Source organism: Agrobacterium genomosp. 13 str. CFBP 6927 (assembly GCA_900012615.1).
Classification (GTDB): Bacteria; Pseudomonadota; Alphaproteobacteria; order Rhizobiales; family Rhizobiaceae; genus Agrobacterium.
In genome coordinates this window covers 646,891-663,832 of the sequence record LT009757.1, presented here as the reverse complement: position 1 = coordinate 663,832, position 16,942 = coordinate 646,891, and the positions used below count along the sequence as shown (strand labels likewise).

The 16,942-nt window shown below is 57.3% G+C and carries 12 protein-coding genes; 3 read left to right on the top strand and 9 right to left on the bottom strand.

The features are described from left to right. Positions 1-11: 11 nt before the first annotated feature. Both AGR13A_RS17270 and AGR13A_RS17265 read right to left on the bottom strand, forming a co-directional pair. Positions 12-1,412: an O-antigen ligase family protein gene (locus AGR13A_RS17270; RefSeq protein WP_080837943.1), complete on the bottom strand. Its 1,401-nt coding sequence runs from the start codon at positions 1,410-1,412 to the stop codon at positions 12-14. A gap of 133 nt (positions 1,413-1,545) precedes the next feature. After that, positions 1,546-2,883 carry an SGNH/GDSL hydrolase family protein gene (locus AGR13A_RS17265; RefSeq protein WP_080840272.1) on the bottom strand — a complete coding sequence of 446 codons (1,338 nt, stop codon included), beginning with the start codon at positions 2,881-2,883 and terminating at the stop codon, positions 1,546-1,548. Positions 2,884-3,305: 422 nt separating this feature from the next. Between AGR13A_RS17265 and AGR13A_RS17260 the strand changes: the two genes are divergently transcribed. Both AGR13A_RS17260 and AGR13A_RS17255 read left to right on the top strand, forming a co-directional pair. After that, positions 3,306-4,454 (top strand): glycosyltransferase family 4 protein, encoded by a 1,149-nt coding sequence (locus AGR13A_RS17260; protein ID WP_080837941.1) that lies wholly within the window; start codon positions 3,306-3,308, stop codon positions 4,452-4,454. An 8-nt stretch (positions 4,455-4,462) separates the two neighbouring features. Next, entirely contained in the window at positions 4,463-5,572 is a 1,110-nt protein-coding gene (locus tag AGR13A_RS17255; RefSeq protein WP_080837938.1) for a glycosyltransferase family 4 protein, read from the top strand. On the opposite strand, the gene AGR13A_RS17250 is transcribed toward AGR13A_RS17255, so the two are convergent. From AGR13A_RS17250 to AGR13A_RS17220, 7 genes are all read right to left on the bottom strand, one after another. Continuing rightward, positions 5,567-6,772 (bottom strand): glycosyltransferase family 4 protein, encoded by a 1,206-nt coding sequence (locus AGR13A_RS17250; RefSeq protein WP_080837935.1) that lies wholly within the window; start codon positions 6,770-6,772, stop codon positions 5,567-5,569. The genes AGR13A_RS17255 and AGR13A_RS17250 overlap by 6 nt on opposite strands. Before the next feature lie 71 nt (positions 6,773-6,843). Further along, the gene (locus tag AGR13A_RS17245) at positions 6,844-8,412 is read right to left on the bottom strand and encodes an O-antigen ligase family protein (protein ID WP_080837932.1); all 1,569 of its coding nucleotides are present in this window, start codon (positions 8,410-8,412) and stop codon (positions 6,844-6,846) included. 79 nt (positions 8,413-8,491) lie between these two features. After that, complete coding sequence (locus AGR13A_RS17240) at positions 8,492-9,169, bottom strand: hypothetical protein (RefSeq protein ID WP_308400291.1); 678 nt, start codon at positions 9,167-9,169, stop codon at positions 8,492-8,494. Then, positions 9,162-11,417: a polysaccharide biosynthesis tyrosine autokinase gene (locus AGR13A_RS17235; RefSeq protein ID WP_035222701.1), complete on the bottom strand. Its 2,256-nt coding sequence runs from the start codon at positions 11,415-11,417 to the stop codon at positions 9,162-9,164. The genes AGR13A_RS17240 and AGR13A_RS17235 overlap by 8 nt, the downstream gene beginning before the upstream one ends. A 131-nt stretch (positions 11,418-11,548) precedes the next feature. Then, the gene (locus AGR13A_RS17230) at positions 11,549-12,445 is read right to left on the bottom strand and encodes a hypothetical protein (RefSeq protein ID WP_080837927.1); all 897 of its coding nucleotides are present in this window, start codon (positions 12,443-12,445) and stop codon (positions 11,549-11,551) included. 185 nt (positions 12,446-12,630) lie between these two features. Next, complete coding sequence (locus tag AGR13A_RS17225; protein WP_308400289.1) at positions 12,631-13,746, bottom strand: acyltransferase family protein; 1,116 nt, start codon at positions 13,744-13,746, stop codon at positions 12,631-12,633. A gap of 132 nt (positions 13,747-13,878) precedes the next feature. Then, on the bottom strand, positions 13,879-15,207 hold the full coding sequence (locus AGR13A_RS17220; RefSeq protein ID WP_080837922.1) for a hypothetical protein: 1,329 nt from the start codon (positions 15,205-15,207) through the stop codon (positions 13,879-13,881). A gap of 476 nt (positions 15,208-15,683) precedes the next feature. Here AGR13A_RS17220 and AGR13A_RS17215 point away from each other — a divergent pair, with 476 nt between their 5' ends. Continuing rightward, a complete protein-coding gene (locus AGR13A_RS17215; protein ID WP_080837918.1) occupies positions 15,684-16,919 on the top strand; it encodes a glycosyltransferase family 4 protein in 1,236 nt (411 codons plus the stop codon). Positions 16,920-16,942: the final 23 nt, after the last annotated feature.

The window sequence follows — 16,942 nt, the reverse complement described above, 5'->3', positions numbered from 1 at the left end:
GGCTGGATGTCTCAGGCTCCCACCTTGTCGGTGAAGCTGCCTGCATCCCCGCTGCGTACGCTCTGCGTCATCGCTGCCATCCGCGTTATCGTATTTTTCAGAAAAAGCCTGAAATCGAGATCGATGAAAGCATAGGCGAGGGCAAGTCCAACATGCGCCATGAAGACAGGATTGAAATTCAGCTCTTCAAATTGGTAGCCGACTATGACCCCAATCGCTGAATAGGCAAAGAAACTGATCTTTCGTTTTCGGAAAACTGCATAGATGGTCGCAAAGGCGCTGAGAATGCAAAATCCAATGCCCGATGCATAGGCGGTGGCCAGAAAGCCATTATGTGGCGTGCCGATTCTCGTCATTTGAGACAATTCACCATATCGTGCAGTAAAGCCAATACCCAACGGATGGTTGAGCATGACCTGGACGCCGGCGACAATTGTTTCCCAACGTTCCTGTGCGTTATTACTCGTGTTGGTGTCCTCAAGAAAACGCTTCGAAAAAGCTTGCTCGGCAAAATCGAAAGCGCCCAATGGCAAAATGGCGGCGATGCTGAGGGCCAGGAGAGCAAAGCCGAAATATGTACTGAGGAGCATCCGGATTGAAAAATTTCTGACGTAGTAATAGAGCCCTATGATGAGAACCGCAAATATCCCCGACCGGTTAAGCGTGAGAGTAAAGGTCGCCAAGTAGATAATTAAAAATGCCGCAAACAGCGTGGGACGCCTGTGGCGTTCTGCAAGATAGGCCGCCGCCGCACCGGCCAGAGCGAATACCGGTCCCGCGGTGTTCCCTACGGGCCAGATTCCTCCCGCTTTTTCGACGCGCAAAAGTAACGGACTTATTTCACCTTTTGCCGCAGCCTCCAGCACCCCGACTTCATCGAACATGAAAGACAGGCCAAGAGAAGCAAGCCGATCATGAATGACGATATCGAGAAACAAGAGTATCGTCACAGCGATAAAACCGGCGAAAATACTCCAGCAGAACAGCTCAAGAAGATCCTCCTTGAACAGCATATAGGCAAAGAACAGAAAATAAACGGCGTAGAAATAGGTCATCGCCGTGGTGTAAAATTCGCCATCGCCGCGCTCATCGGCAAAAATAGTCGTAAGAGCGAAAATCACAGTCAGCGGGACAAGATATAACAGGGTGATCGAAGGCGTAAGGCACCGAATGTAAAGCAGTGCGATGACGGGTAAAGTCACCAGCACCAGCATGTCAGTGATGTTGAGAAAGCGCAGGCCGATATTGCTGGTCAAGACATTGCATTGAATGAAAAAACCGATCGAAAAAACAAAGATGGACAGAAAACGAGTGGGAACATTGAATGTTTTTCGAGGGTAGAGCGGCATCGCCATGACGAAGCCTGGTAACGGGAACTGACGCGATGTCAGCCCATTTGCGCGTCGGGTCATTCGCGGCCTGTCTTTCATTGGCGGACCTGGAGTGGCCCTGTTGAGAGGGCGTCATCTCCGCAGGACAATAGGGGGATGACGGTGAATAGTGATCTTGACAGCATGGCCGCGCAAGACAATCTTTCTGTGTATCTCAGCCGCTCAGATTACCTTTCGGCAGAGGACTTTCTGTGGCGATGACCCGTTGGATATAAAGTGGTTCATTTGAGCTTGGCGGGCTGGCACCGAAGGCTGGATAGATTTGCAGGTATAAACCGAAACCACTGGGACTAAGGTCGGAATCTATTATTATCTCGTTGGCGGTGGCCCACATCCAGCCGCTGTTACCCAGACCGTTCGCTCCGCCGAACTGAAGGGCCGCGGCGTTGATGGTGCGGGATGTGCCACCGCTTTTCACGACCAGTGCAACAAAGGGTGGGCGTTGCCCCTCGGAATATTTGTAGAGCACCGCAAATGAAACGGTTTTGCCGATCATTGCGACAGCTTCCGAATTACGGAAATAGCGAAGAAGTCCCACTGCTTGGCTACCATTCGCACGCAAGGCGAGGCTATGTGCGAAGGTGGGGGAAAAGGTGACATCGGCGGCTTTGATAACGGAGCCTGGGGCATTCAAGCTCCAGCCCGTTGGAACGGAGCCTGTCCAATCGGTGAAATCGCCGTTAGCTATGAGATTGGTGTTAGGAAGTTTCGGCCAGCAAGGTGTCTGAAAACTGCTTTCGGGCGCTGACGCCAGATAACAGCCGAACAAGGTTTGGGCGATGAGCCGAGAGCCGGCGTCGTTCGGATGGATATTGTCACGATAAAGGGTCGCGTCCTTACCTTTTGCCACAAATGCTGCGTGGGTATCCACCAGAGTGAGGTTGGGGTGGGTCCGGCCCACATCGAGGATCGCTTGATAGACTTTGTCGTAAGCCGTGTTATCGCGCCAGGGATTTTGCGTGGTGATGAGTTGTGGGGTGTCGGGCCAGTGCCATTCGGTCATACCCAGCGGTCCAAACAGGGTGGATCGTCCCGAACTCAGGATGCCGCCAGGCGCCTCAAAACTCTGCATATTGTGCCCATGATGCATGATACACAGATCGGGACGTGGAATCTTCAGCGCAGTCGCGCGCTGTTCCGCGAGCATGTAACCCGCCGTTCCCCCCGGCAGTGCGGCGAGATAGACCGTGAGCGTTCCGCCAGTGCCGGCGCGCAGTGTCACCGGCTCGGCATAGGCTTTCGGTCCGGTCGGGGCGTTTGTCTGCCATTCCGCCCAGCGGTATACCACCACTTTCAAGTCGTGCAGCTCGCCAAGCATGACGGCAAATTGCTGGAAAGGTCCGGCTTCGGCATAGGCGGTACTGTCGCCATTCACGAAGATCGTGGCATCTCGTCCGGTGGTCAGGCGGGCGCGCAAAGGTGAGAGTGCGTTCAGGGAGGGGACGAGGGCGCGGATATTCCCGGGAACGATACCGAGTGTCACGCCGATCATGCCGGCACCTCTTTCGTTCCCGTCATATATATGCATATGTTATGTTCGAGTACTGTCATCGTTCGTTCTCCTGGTCTGGCCGCAGTATAGCGCTGCCGTGATACCGGGGGGAAAAACGCAGGAAGCCAAGCGGTGAACAGCATATAAAATTGAACGTCACGCATTTTTCTTCGAATTATTTTAAAATACAAAAATAGAATATTTTTCTTTTATTTTAAGCGGATCGGATTTTTGATCCGCATGAAGGTTTAAATGTCATTTTTTTCAAGCGTAAGCAAGCATTGTCGTTCTTACACTGAAGCTCATGATCAGGATATGCCCGTCTCTGCCAGGCGTGCTGGGGCCGTTTTTGAGCCTTCTGTTCGTGCCCGCGATAAGGGGCAATGGTATGGCGAACGCCTCGCCGCACTACAGGTGATGCCATGACATCCGCTCTTTTTGTCAGCCATACCGGTGAGAAGGGCGGAGCCGAGCTTTTCCTGACGGATCTGGTCAAGGCTGGGCCACCTTCCTGGCGTGCCTGTTTTCTCAGCGGCGGCGGCGCCGCAGATGATCTTGCGGCCTCAGGGCGGCCACCAGTCATGTTGTCCGCTGGCAAAAAAATGCTGTCGATACGTCGCGATTCATCTGTCGGTGCAATGCTGCGTGGAGCGGCCGACGTGATGGCCGTCGCCTGGCAGTTGAGCCGGGAGGCGAGACATTACGATGTCATCTGCGCCAATTCGCAGAAGGCGCTTTTTGTCTGTGCGCTTGCAGCGAAACTCAGCCGCCGCCCGCTTGTCTGGGTTTTACATGACATTGTCACCGATCCAGCTTTCAGCGCCGCCAATCGCCGCGCTTCGCTGGCATTTGCGCGCCATTTTGCCAGGCTTGTGGCCGTCAATTCACAGGAAACGGGCAGGGCTTTCATTGAGGCGGGCGGCGAAGCGGAAAAGGTCCGCATCGTTTACAATGGCTTCGATCCCGCGAAAGCAGCCATTTATGATCCTGGCAAGGCCGCACGGCTGCGTGCCGAACTCGGCCTTGGCCCTGAACGCGTCGTCGGGTTGTTCGGCCGGCTGAGTGAATGGAAGGGACAGCATGTTTTTCTGGAGGCGATTGCAGCGATGGATGGTGTTCAGGCCGTTGTCGTTGGCGGAGCGCTTTTCGGGCAGGAGGCCTATGAGGCGCGCATCCGTGACCAGGCATCCCGTCTCGGTCTCGATGGTCGCGTCCGCTTCCTCGGTTTCCGTTCGGATGTTCCTGAACTGATGGCTGCAATGGATGCGATTGCTCACACCTCGATAGTCGCCGAACCCTTCGGCCGGGTGGTGGTCGAGGCAATGATGTGTGGCCGACCGGTTGTCGCCACACGCGGTGGCGGAGTTACCGAAATCATTCGGGATGGGGAAACGGGTCTTCTCGTGCCACCGAACGATGCCAGCGCACTCGCCGCAGCACTTGGCTGCATTCTGTCGCATCCGGCTCTGGCAGAAAGGCTGGCGCAGAAGGGGCGGGATGATGTGAGCCAGCGTTTTTCGCTGGAAGAGACCAGCAGAGCGGTTTCCGCGTTGCTGGCGGAAGCGGCGTGAGGCAGTCGATGCGCATTCTCGTAAACATGCCGAGCCAATATGGCGGCAAGGCTTCCGGCGTCGCCCGCGTAACATTCAGCCTGCTGGAGTGGCTTCTGGAGCAGACGCAGGACGACTATATTCTGCGTTCTCCCTGGACGCGGGCGCAATTGCCCGAAAGCCTGCGTGACAGCCGCCTTCAATTGATAGAGACACCGCGGCCGCGCATCATGGTTTTCGATGTGCTGCGTCAGGCCCTGACGTTGCCTGCACTTTGCCGCCGGCACAGGATTGATGTGCTTTTTAATGCCGATCCCTTTGGGAGTCCTCTTGGCGGCAAACGGCGTGTCACGCTTGTTCACGATCTTTATTTCAAGACGATCCCGGAACAGATCGGCTGGCGGGCGACCCTGACGACCGATTTCATTTTTCGCCTTATGATGGCCGGTTCTGATCGAATAAGCTGCGTGTCCGATGCGACACGACGGGACTTGGCGCGCTTTTATCCCGCCGCTGCCGGCAAAAGCCTGACCATTTATTCCGACAGCACCCTGAAGGTTGACCCGGACGCTGTAAACGAGCCCTCGCCGATAGCCGGGCCTTATATACTGGCGGTCGGAAACGCGACGTCCAATAAAAATTTTGCACTGCTCGGCAGGGCTTTTGCGCGGCTTGGCAAGGCGTGGCCGGATCTGCATGTGGTGCATGTGGGCCAGGACGAAGCCGAGGAAATCGGCAATGCGCTAGACGATCCGGAGTTGAAGGCGCGGCTGGTCCGGCTCTCTGGCATAGACGACCGGCAACTGGCAGAACTCTATCGACATGCCGCCTGCCTCTGTGTGCCCTCCACCTATGAAGGGTTCTGCCTGCCGGTCTTGGAAGCACAACAGCTGGGATGTCCGGTCGTCTGCTCCAACCGCTCCGCGACGCCGGAGATTGCCGGCAGGGGCGCGCTTACCTTCGACCCCGCCGACGCCGACAGCCTTGTCGCCGCGCTTGACCGGCTTTTCCGGGAACCTGGTCTGGCGGATGATCTTCGCGAGGCGGGTTACGAGAACCGCAAGCTATATTCATGGCAGAAGGCGGCGGAGAGCTATGCGCAGCTTTTCCATAAAAATATCAATTCTCACGGCTTATGACCGAATGCTGCTGCGCAGACCCGCATAGAGCGCTTCATAGGCCGCGACCACCCGCTCGGGGGAGACGCCCTGCGAAATTCGCGCCATGGTTTCGGGCGTCTCCACGAGAATTTCGGGATTGTGCATGGCATCGACCATGCGTGCGGCGAGTTCGATTGCCTTGCCCGGTGTAAAAAGACGTTCCGGCCTGTCGTGGCCGATTTGTTCGGCAACCCCGGCGAGATTGGCACCGATGACGGGAACGCCGCGCAGGATAGCCTCGGCGACAGTGCGCCCGAAAGCCTCCGGCCATAAAGGCGGCACAATAAGACAATCTATACCCGCGAAGAAATTATCGGCCTCCACATAACCGGGGAATTCGACGGGAAGGTCTGCGGCCTTCTGCCGATAGGCTTCGATGCCGCTCGGTGCCCGACCCGCCATGACCAGCCGCCAGCCTTGCGGCGGCAGGAGGTGCAGCGCCTCGATCAGCAGATCCGCGCCCTTGGGCGCCTCGATGCGGCCGAGATAGCCGAAAACAATCGGCTCACCGGCCGTGCGGGGCTTGCGCGAATTCTGTGAGACCGGCGGCGCTATGGCGTTCCAGATAACCGCGCGGCGATTTTCGGGCACATGGGTGAAGAAGCCGGCCTGGACATGGCGATCGACAATATCGCGGCCAACGCCGGCCACGGCATCGACGGCACATTGGCAACGCCGGTGCAGATAAGAAAAGGTGCGGCATTTCTTGCTGCTGCCATCGCAAATGTGCCCATCGTGAAACAGCGATCCGTTGGTGCACATGCTGGTGAAATCATGCAGGGAATGAACAAGCGGAATGCCTCGCCTGCGGATCATCGGCCAGATCAGCGGCGTCAATTCAGAGAGCGAATGGGTGTTAACGACATCCGGGCGGAAATCATTGATGACATGTGCGAGCCGGCGCACAAGGCGCGGATCCAGTTGCACGGCGGCTTTGTAATATTTGCGCTTCCATCCCGGCTGCTGCTCCCAATCGCCGATGAAAAACGGTGTCGTATATCCAAGGCGGTGGATGGCGAAACCATCACGCAGCTCCGCAGGCTGTTGTTTCCGGGAAATGGCGGCCACCGCAACCGCATGTCCCTTGTCCGCCAGCCCGCGTGCAAGGTCTTCCACGAATATCTCCGCGCCGCCCACCCGGTCGGGAGAAAATAGAGATGTTACCTGCAATATCCGCATGCCAATTTCCCGCGCCTATTTGGTTCTGCAATCATTTGTTTCGCGCTGTCCGAATATGCACCTCATAGCGGTTACGGTTGCCAAAACGCGGTGTTCACCGCCTCACCCTGGCCGGTCGAGCCTGGCATCATGGGACCGGCCGAAGATTGTCTTCGCCGTCGCCCCTCCCGCTCCACTCCCGGCGGGCGAAGGCAAAGAGTGACAATGGGGGCAAGGAAGACCGCATAGGCCATGGCGAAGCCTGGCACCTGTAGCGAAAAATCAAGTGTGGAATGGAGTGCGACAAGCAATAACCCCGCAAGGCCGAGATGGGAGGCGTAACGGTAGCTTTTGCGTTTGCGCGCTCCGCGAATAAAAATAGCGAGGTGGGCAAGCACAAAAAAAGCCGCGTAGAAAGGAAATGCGATGCCGAGTGTCAGTAAGCCTTCGGCATAGACATTATGGGCATGGGTGACGATGGCATCCACGCCGCATTGTGCCATATGATAGGGTGCATAGGTTTCCGCAAAACTTGCAAGGCCTGACCCCCAGGGCCAGTTATCGGCGATGGCGCGCATGATGCCCGGCATGTAGCAGAAGCGCATATCGTCTTCCACGCGCGTTTCCATGCGCAGCGCCACCCGACTGGCGAAAAGCGAGAACAGGGCGATGGTGATGGCGAGCATGACTGCCGCCTTGCGTTTAAACCCGCGCCGCCTGCGCCGTGAAGCCGCCGCCTTGCGGCCCGCCCTCAAGGGGGAGTTGAAAACGGTGAGAAGAATAAGGAAAAGCAGCGCGGCAAAGCTCGACATGATCCCCGCGCGAGATCCGGTCAGCATCAGGGCGAGAAAGCAAAAGGCGGTGAGAGCGCCGATGAAGGCGGCTTTGCGGATGAGCCGTTTCTGTTCGTCCGGCACCGTCAGGCGGTTTGCCACAAGTGCTCGGATCATCCTCCAGTCCGGCGCCACGAGCCTTTTGTGCAGCAGTACGACGAGGGTGAGAAGGATGAGGCCAAAGAAGGTTGCGGCGGTGTTGCGGTTGACGAAAAGACCCGTCAGGCTGCCAAGATAAAAGCGTTTCTGAATAAAGCCCAGCATGTCCGGGAAAAGCAGAAATTGCAGGATCGCCCATAGCGCCAGCCAACCGCCGGCTATTGCAAACCATCGTAGCGCTTTTGCTGCGCGCTCGTCGCTATCGAAAATCACAAGGCCGGCCATGAAAGCCCCGAAGGGCAGGGCAGCGCTCAAAAGTCCGAGCTGATCATCCGCCGGGGTGAGAGAGATCGTGGCGGCGGGCACGGCCTGCGCGAACATCGCGGCGGTGGCCCAGGCCGGGTTGGGTGGCGCGATGCCCGGTAAAGGCGATGTTTGCAGCAGGGTCTGGACGATGAGTGCCGCCAGCAAAAAGCAGGCGGCGACCAGCGCTTTGCCGGAACCGCCTTGAGGCGGCCCGAACACCAGAATGGAAGGCACCAGCAGGACATAAATTGCTATGGTGACGACGATGCGGCTTTCGATTTCGGTCGCGCCGCGATTGAGAAGCGCGAGAAGGAATATTGCCCAGAATGTTACCATTGCGGCCGTCCGGAAATAGTCCTGAAACGCGACCGGTCGGGACGGTGAGAGGGACAGCGGTTCTGGTTGGGCTTCGAATGGCGGCATGGTTTTCGGCTTTGTAAGACGTTTGCTGTGACAGTGTCAGGAGCGAATAGGCGTTTCGCGCCATTTCGCGGATTTTACCTCATGGCGCCGGCTTGGATCGTTTCGTGCCGCTTGCCGGCTCCTGGGGACAGGCATCCCGCAAGGTCCAGCGCAGAATTTCACCTTCCTTGCCACAGACGACTGCTGTATCCGCCTCCCTGGCCGCTTCGGCCTGTGGCAGCGTTTCTTTCGGAAATTGCTGCCACATCACGAAGCGTCCGCGTATGAGATTGGCGTCGGCCGGCCCGTAGAGATGGGAAAAATTCATCAGCACGGCGATTTCCAGGGGTGAGGCGTTGCGCAGCGAACGAACCATGGCCAGACGCAGCCAAACATCGCCATTTGCCGGAAAACAAAATAGGGCATGACGAATATAGGTCTCGGCAAACCCAAGGCGCGCAGCGCCGGTCTCGGATGTCACGTCTTTGCCATTTGCATCAAGATCGGCCAGAACCAGCCGCAGCCCGGATTTGACGATATCTGAACGGCAGATTCTTTCTGCAACGACGGGGCGAAGTCCGTCGACGGCCGTGGCCAGTAGATCGGGTGCCAGGCCGTTTCTGTCGTCAGCAATTCTCGCCATGGCGACTATATCGGAAAAGCGCCGTGCTTCGGAAAACGCATGTGCCGCAACCGACAAAACGAAGACGGAAATGATGAGAACCGGCACAACTACCAAGATATTGGGCAGGCGCATCAGGCCGTCCCGCCTAGTCATGGTAATATCTGGTGTAGCGCGAATGATAATATTCGCTCGAACCATAGGCCCGGTAGAGCTTCAGCTTTTCAGTGTCGACCTTGTTGAGAATGACGCCGAGGCATTTCTTGCGGATATGGACTTCGTTTTCGATGGTATTGCGGACCGCCCTGCGGGCGGTCTTGCCCCATTCGGTAACAAAAACGAAGCCGTCTATCCGGCTGGCCATCGCGCGGGCGTCGACAACCGGCCCGAGTGGCGGCAGATCGACAATGATGTAGTCGAAGACGCTGCCGGCCTCGGCTAGCAATTTGTGCATTTGTGGCGATGTCAGCAGCTCGGAAGAATGCGGTACGCGTTGCTTGACGACGGTCGGGAGGAAAGCGAGCCGGGTCTTTTCGTCGTGCAGAAGGACATCGCGAATATTGCGGCCTTCCAGCAGCACTTCGAGCAGGCCTTCGGTGGCGTGACGCGCCAGGGCACGTGTGGCGCCCGGATTACGAATATCGGCATCCAGCAGCAGAACCCGCGCACCTTGCCCAGCCAGAAGCTGCGCCAGATTGATGGAGATCGTCGATTTCCCCTCGCTCGGCAAAGCCGATACCACGCCGACCACCCTTGCGCCGTGTTTCGAGGCGATGCCGAGATCCATGGCAAGCCGCGTGCTGCGCAGCGTTTCGGCGAAAGATGAAAGCGGGTGGTCGACAGCGTAGCGGGCGACGCTTGAGGGACGTGTGGCGCTGGATGCATCACCCTGATCCTTCAGGGTATCCGCGCCGGGCTTGCCCTGGACGAGCGGCGTGTTGCCGAGGAACTCCAGACCGAGAACGTCGCGAACCTGCTCTCCCGTGCGGAAGAAGCGGTCGCGGAATTCGCGGAACACAGCGATACCGCCGCCGGCTGCAGCCCCCATGATCATGAACAGCGCCAGGATCATGGTTTTGTTCGGCTTGCTCGGCGTATAAGGCGGCATCGCCTTGGAAATAACGCGCGCTTCCGTCACGGGGAAGGACTGCTGCTGCATCGCTTCCTGATAACGCTGCAGGAAAGTCTGATACATGTTCTTGTAGGTTTCCGCCTCACGCTGCAATTCGCGAAGCTGAACCTGGGTCTGGCTGGCGGAGGTGCTGACATTGGTGGCCTTGGCGACACTTTCCGCGAGAGATTTTTCCCGCGCTTCCGAAACCTCGAGATCGCTTTTGTAACTCTGCGCGATTCGGCTGATTTCCTGGAACATCAGCCGACGATATTCCTGCATCTCGTTGCGCAGACGCACCGCCTGAACATGGTTGCTGCCAAGCCGGCTGGTGATTTCCGCTTCGAGCTTTGAGGATTCGAGATATTTTTTGCGCAGGTCATTTGCAACCGCGCTGTCGAGAATATCGGTGACGACCGCATCGACATCATCGGTGGCGAGGATATATTCGATACGTTGCACCCTCGCCCGCGCTCGCGCCGTATCCGACTGCGCCAGTATCAGCGCGCTGTTGGACGCCGCCAGTTGTTGATCAGAGAGCAGGCCGCTGGTGCCGGTCTCGATCAGGTTGTGTTCGGCGCGAAATTTCTGCACGGCCAGATCGGTTTCAAGGGCGCGCTGGCGCAACTCGGCGATGCGATCGGACAACCAGTCGCTGGCCCGCTTCGTCGCCTCATATTTGGAGTTGAGCTTGTCGACCAGATAGGCCGACGCCACCGCGTTGACGATCTGTGCGGCGAGAACCGGCGAGGTTGAATTATAGGTCAGTTCCAGTGCATAGGTTCGGCCAATGCGTTTGACACTGAGGCCCTGAAGCAGCCGGTCAGACAGCGATCTTTTCAGGGTTCCATCGTCAATCACCGTTTCTTTCTTGACGGGTGAGAACCATTGCGACACGTTGACCAGCGAACGGACGGTGCTGAATATCGAGCTCAGAAGCGATGCACGTGTTGCCCTGAATTCCTGGTTTTCCGTCAGGTTGAGACTGTCGACGACAGCGAGACCGATGGTTTCCGATTGCAGGACTTCGACCTGGCTGAGAATGGACGCTTCGTCCTCGATGACGCCGCCGATTGTCGAAAGCTGCTCGACGATCTGACTGTTGTTGCGGTCAATCAGGAGAGTTGCCGTGGCGGAATAGATTGGAACGGCCGTTGCGGCGAAGGCGAGACCAATTGCCCCGGCAACGACGATCGCGGCAAGGACGATGCGCCATTGCCGACGGATCATCGCAAGGGCGGCGTCGATATCGATAAAGTCGGCTGTAAGTCCGCTTTTATCGTAATCGGTCATCGTCAGGGGATCGTGCCTTTGCAACAACTGTCAGCCTCGCTCTTTATGGCGGGCGCAGCGCCCGCCAAGTCTCGGTTGCATCGTGGAACAGGCGGCCGCCATCTCCGAAGGAAAAGGCGGCAAAGCCAGGCTCAAACGGGACTTGTGCTCGTTGGCGTGCTGGTGCTGCCGGTTGAAACCGTTATGGACAGCAGAGTGCTCGTGCCACCGGTCGTTGTTGTTCCGCTTCCGCCACCGCCGACGGGGGCTGCTCCACCGCCCGCCTGTATCGTCCCGCCATCGGCACCCGTATCCCCTGAGCCACCAATGCTGTTGGCGCTTGCAGGTGAGGAACCGGCGCCGCCAATGGGGGAAGCGGCTGCCGCGGCAGCTGCGGGTGCAGCCGGGCCGGCGGCCGTTCCCTGGACGTTTTCGCTAAAGGCGATCAGAAGATCGGGGGGCACGCCGGTGCCCTTCGTCTGCAACTGTATGGCGGCGGCAAGTATCGTATCGCCCCTTTGCATCGCTGTGGAATAAGCGAGTGCGAGACCTTCGCCGACAACTTCGGAGAAGTCCTTGTTGGCGACCTTCTGGGCCAGCGCAACGATGGTGGGCAACTGGCTGGAATCACTCAGAACCAGAGCAGAAAGCTGTTCGGAGAATTGTGCGGCGCTGGTGGAGACGGCGATGATGGGAAACCCGCTCGTCACCTCTCCTGCCACGTTGGCGGTCGCCGCATCGGTGCTGGATGCGATGGTGATGAGATCTTTGATGGTTCCGGGCGCGGGAGACTGCTTGAACAGTTCTGCGGCGGAAACAGCGACGGTACCGGGATTGGTGCTGTGAACGCGCGCCAGAAATGCGGCGTTGGTTTCATCTGCGGCTTTGACGGGAGCGCCTGTCGCTGCGCTTTCAACCGGTGGCGTCTGCTGCTGAGCAGCCGGAGGCGTGGTTTCGACCGTCTGGGCATTGGCAGGTGCAGAAAAAATGCCGATGCTGGTAACCAATATCGCACCAGCGAGCGTCGAGCCGTTACGAAGGCGAGACATTACAACTCTCCAAATTTTTAAAATACAAACTTAAATATGCGCAATGTTGAACAGAGTTATCCAACATTTTAAATTTCCTCTTAAATCGCACAGCCCAAGCAAACGATCAAGTGTTAAAATGCGCGCTGGATGGCAAGCTGCAGCTATCCTTAATGACCAGGTAGCTTTGATTTCGTTTGAAGGGCTTATGATACGGCGATCTTCGTTCGAGGTGCTATGATCCTGTCACGAAGCCATGCTGTCGTCGGCATTTCGACGAAGCGGTGAAAGGCGTGGGCGATAGCGATTGTGCTAACGACAACGGCAAGATAGACGCCATTGTTCCACGCCTGCGGGAGTGCCAAGGCTCCCAAAGCCCCTTTGAATCCGAGAAAAATGAATGGGTGCAGCAGGTAAAGCGCATAGGAGGAATCTCCGAGCGCTGCGAGAGGTTGCGCGACGCGCGGCAGAGTGATCCCCCTCGTCAGGGTGGCGGCGACCATAAGCAGAATAGCGCCGCCGCCCAGAACGAACAGCCTGGGAAATGAATAGAAGCCCGGATTACCGTAGGATTCGAACATGCTCAGGTCTACGAGTGCCCAGATCGCCAGGCCGGACACAGCTGCCGCAAAACCAATCACAGCCGGCAAGCGCAGGCCGCGCAGGAACAACACGGCCAGCACCATTCCCGCGACGAATTCCAGAACGATAGGCTGAAGCCAAAAACTGAAGGGCAGGGCCAAATCAAAAACGGCGCCGATCAGGACGCCGGCGCAAAGGGTGCCGGCTGTCGCCCAAACGGCGCGTTCCAGCGGCAGGACAATGAAGAATGCGAACACGACATAAAAAAACATCTCGTAGTTCAGCGTCCAGCCAAGATCCAGGATTGGGAATGGATAGGCGTCACCGTAACCCATGCTGTCATGCGGAATGAAGAAATAGGACGTGAGGATTGCCTGCAATGACGGGAACGCCTTGACGCCGAGAAAGGCCGCCGCTGCCAGCGCCACCAGCCGCAGCGTGAGCGCGAACCAGTAGAGGGGAAGAATGCGGATAAGCCTTCGCAGGAAAAAGGCCGATCGTCCGCCGGGCGTGGCGAAATAGGGTCTTGAGGCATAGACGATGACGAAGCCGGAAATAACGAAGAACAGATCGACGCCAGCCCCAAGCTTTGTGGTGGGGAGGGGAAAAAGAGAAAATTCCCAATTGGCATGGGCGTGTAGCGCAACAATCATCGCTGCTGCTGCTGCGCGCAGGATCTGAAGCACGTCCAGACGTTGTGAACCGGTGACTGGTGGTTTTTTTGATGTTTGCGCTATCATTTCCATCTACAAAAAATATATTTAATAATATCTGGCCGCTCGGTCGTGCAGTCTGTATTTCCGCATCTCACAGCATGCAGCCGACCGAGGCAATGCATAAAATCGAGAGGCGGAATTCCCGTTTTATATCACTCAAAACACTTCCAGAACCGTGAGCTGATCGCTAGCGGGAAGCCTATATTGCCCCCCTTCCTGCACAATGGCGTGCTGGCTAACGGACCCATCATCGTGGAACCGGTGTGCGATGACCTGGCTATGTGTGCCTGTTACCGAAAAAGCCGTGGGACGTTCAACAGGCGGATTCTCAATCCGCGCCGGCCATTGCCAGCCCCGGACAGCAAGCCACACCGGCACGAGTAACGCGCCATCTGGTCTCGCCAGCCGCAGGGATACTCTTTGGGTATCGCTCTGGAGGAAATCGATGCGGCGTTCAGCCGGCGCCGTCTGCCGCTTTGCCCTGCAAAGCGAAAGCAGGGCGCGGACGGCCTCGTAAGCCGGCGTACGGCTCAGGTCATGCCGTAACAGGCCAAATGATGTTTCGGGGTTTGTCTCATCGTCAGCGAAACTGGAGACCATCTCGTAAATATAGGACCGGCGGATACCGCTGATGAAACACCATAAGAGCGTGCGCGGCATATAGCGCGCCTTGATGCCTTCGGTGACGGGGAAATGGAAGCTCTTGGTCTTCAGCGAGGTGTGGTATCCGATCTCCGTGGCGAGTATCGGCCGGCGTGCCGCTATGGGTGCCGACGCCGTCACGAATTTTGAAAGCTGCCCCGGCCCGGTTGTTTCGGGATGCTCCATGCCGGCATAGGGGTGAATATTGCCGAAATCGCACGTCTCCTCAAGATTGAGCGCCAGCGGTATGTTCGTCTGGATATAGCTCGGTGCGACAATGCCGATGGCGCTCAAGCGGGGATTGGAGCGGGCCGTTTCGTAAAGCGCTGCCTGATGCTGCGCCGAGCGGCGTGGCGCATTTTGGGGATCCTTCGTTAAAACAGGTTCGTTGCTGCCCTCGAAAAGCTCGATGCCGCCATCGCACCAGTCGTAGAAATCCGCGATCCTGTCTAGCGGCGTGGAGACGTAAGGATTGAGATCATCGTAACAGATGATGGTGAGACGAATATCCGCTGCCACGATCTGGCGCAGGCGCTGGAATGCGGGGCTGTTGCGGCGGTCTGAAGCGGTAATCAGGCCCTCGTCACGCAGGTGGCGCACTCCAAGGGCTTCCATTTCCGGCAGGATATGTTCGAAACGTTCCGGATAGACGCCCTTCGTGCGGGCAAAATGGCCACACACGCCGACACTGTCCAGAAATGCTTCCGTGTCGGCAGAAACGACGGGCTGAGCTTGCGCGGTTGTGGAACGCAGGCCCGCAGCCGCGACCAATGCCGCAGGTGCGACGGAAAGAAGACCACGCCGTGTCAGGCGGCCCATGGCAACCGGCAGTTTTCCGTTCATCTGCGTCTCCTGGCAATCCGGGCGAAAGTCTAGCGTGGCCGCCATAGGGCGGGGCGACGCTGGCTTAAATGGCAGCAACGCCTGTCAAAATGTCCTGGAAGCTTTTGGCATTTTCCGTCGCAATCAAATCCATGTTCTGAAATGAAATAAATATAAAAAGCAGTAGTATCAAAATCTGGCACGGCGAAAGTTTCCCGCCTATGCCTGAACCTCTCTCATAAAAAGAAGCTAACACGAGACCTGTTCTTTTCGCAACACGGGATGGCTTTTGCCGCGCCGCGAAAAAAATGACTTGAAATGGCGTCGATTACCGTGCTCTTTAAAAGCAGATTTTTGGTTATTCATATTTTCAGACGTTAGATCCGTTCCGGCTTTTTATTTTTGCACATGCCCGTTTGTTCTCGAAAGTTCGGGTATATGGGCGAGGCCGGGGTGGATACATAAATTTTCGATGAAGGAAAATAGAGCGTATCCGCATGCGAATTCTCCATCTCAGCAGCCTTTATCCGCCGCATATTGTTGGTGGATGCGAACGCTCGGTCGAACATCTGGCCGAGGAACTCGTCTCCATGGGACATGAGGTCGGTGCCGCCTGCATAGAGCGGCAGGCCGAACCAAAAACCGTGCGCAACGGCGTCAGCGTTTACCGCATGTTCCACAACAATGATTTCTGGCTTGAGGACTGGCCGCAATATTCACCGCAGCAAAGGCGGATGCAGAAGCTCAAGCAGCAATGGAATTTCGATGTCGAGAAGCAGTTTGAGGCTGTGCTCGACGATTTCAGGCCCGATGTTCTCAACACCCATTCCTTGCTGGACGTCACGACATTGGTATGGCGGGCGGCTCATAAGCGCGGCATTCCGATCGTTCACACGATCTGCGAATATGACCTTCTGTGTGGCAACGCTGCGATGTTCAAGGGCGGCAAGCCGTGCGAGCACATCCATCTTGGCTGTCAGGTGGTGAATTTCACCAAGAAATTCACGCAGCGTTATATTGGCGCGGTTGCAAGCGTCGGTACGGAAATCCTCAAGACGCACGTCAATCACGGGTTGTTCCATCACATTCCGGAAAGCCTGCGCCGCGTCATCTTTTATTCCTGCACGGTTCCGGAGGGCGATCCCGTTGCGCGCCGGCAGATCGACCGGGCCGACCGGCCGCTGACCTTCGGCTATATTGGCCGCATCAATACGGAAAAGGGCGTCGGCAACATGGTCGATGCTTTCAGGCAAGTCGGCCACGGCAACTGGCGCTGTCTCGTCGCCGGCCAGGCGATGGACGATTCCATCGAGCGGTTCAAGGCGCAGGCCGGTGATCTGCCGATCGAGTTCATCGGCTGGGCGAAGCCGAAGGAGTTTTTCGAAGAGATCGATGTTCTTATCGTCCCATCCTTCTGGGCCGAGCCTTCGCCACGCACGATCTACGAGGCTTATGCCATGGGTGTGCCGGTCATCGGCGCAGCCTCCGGCGGTATTCCTGAACTTATCGGCGAGACCAATCACGACTGGCTGTTCGAACCGGGCAACGCTACCGACCTTGCCGCACGCATTCGGCGGGTTTTGACGCTTTCACGCGAAGAATTGCCGACGGAGGCCGATTTCGGAAACATCGTCGAGGAATCCACCTCGCGCCGTGTCGGCGAGAACTACGTGAAACTCTACGAGGACGTTTTGGCAAAGCAGAGCGAGAACAGGACGTTGCGCGCGTCGTAGGCCGGTAACGGACATTGTGTTGT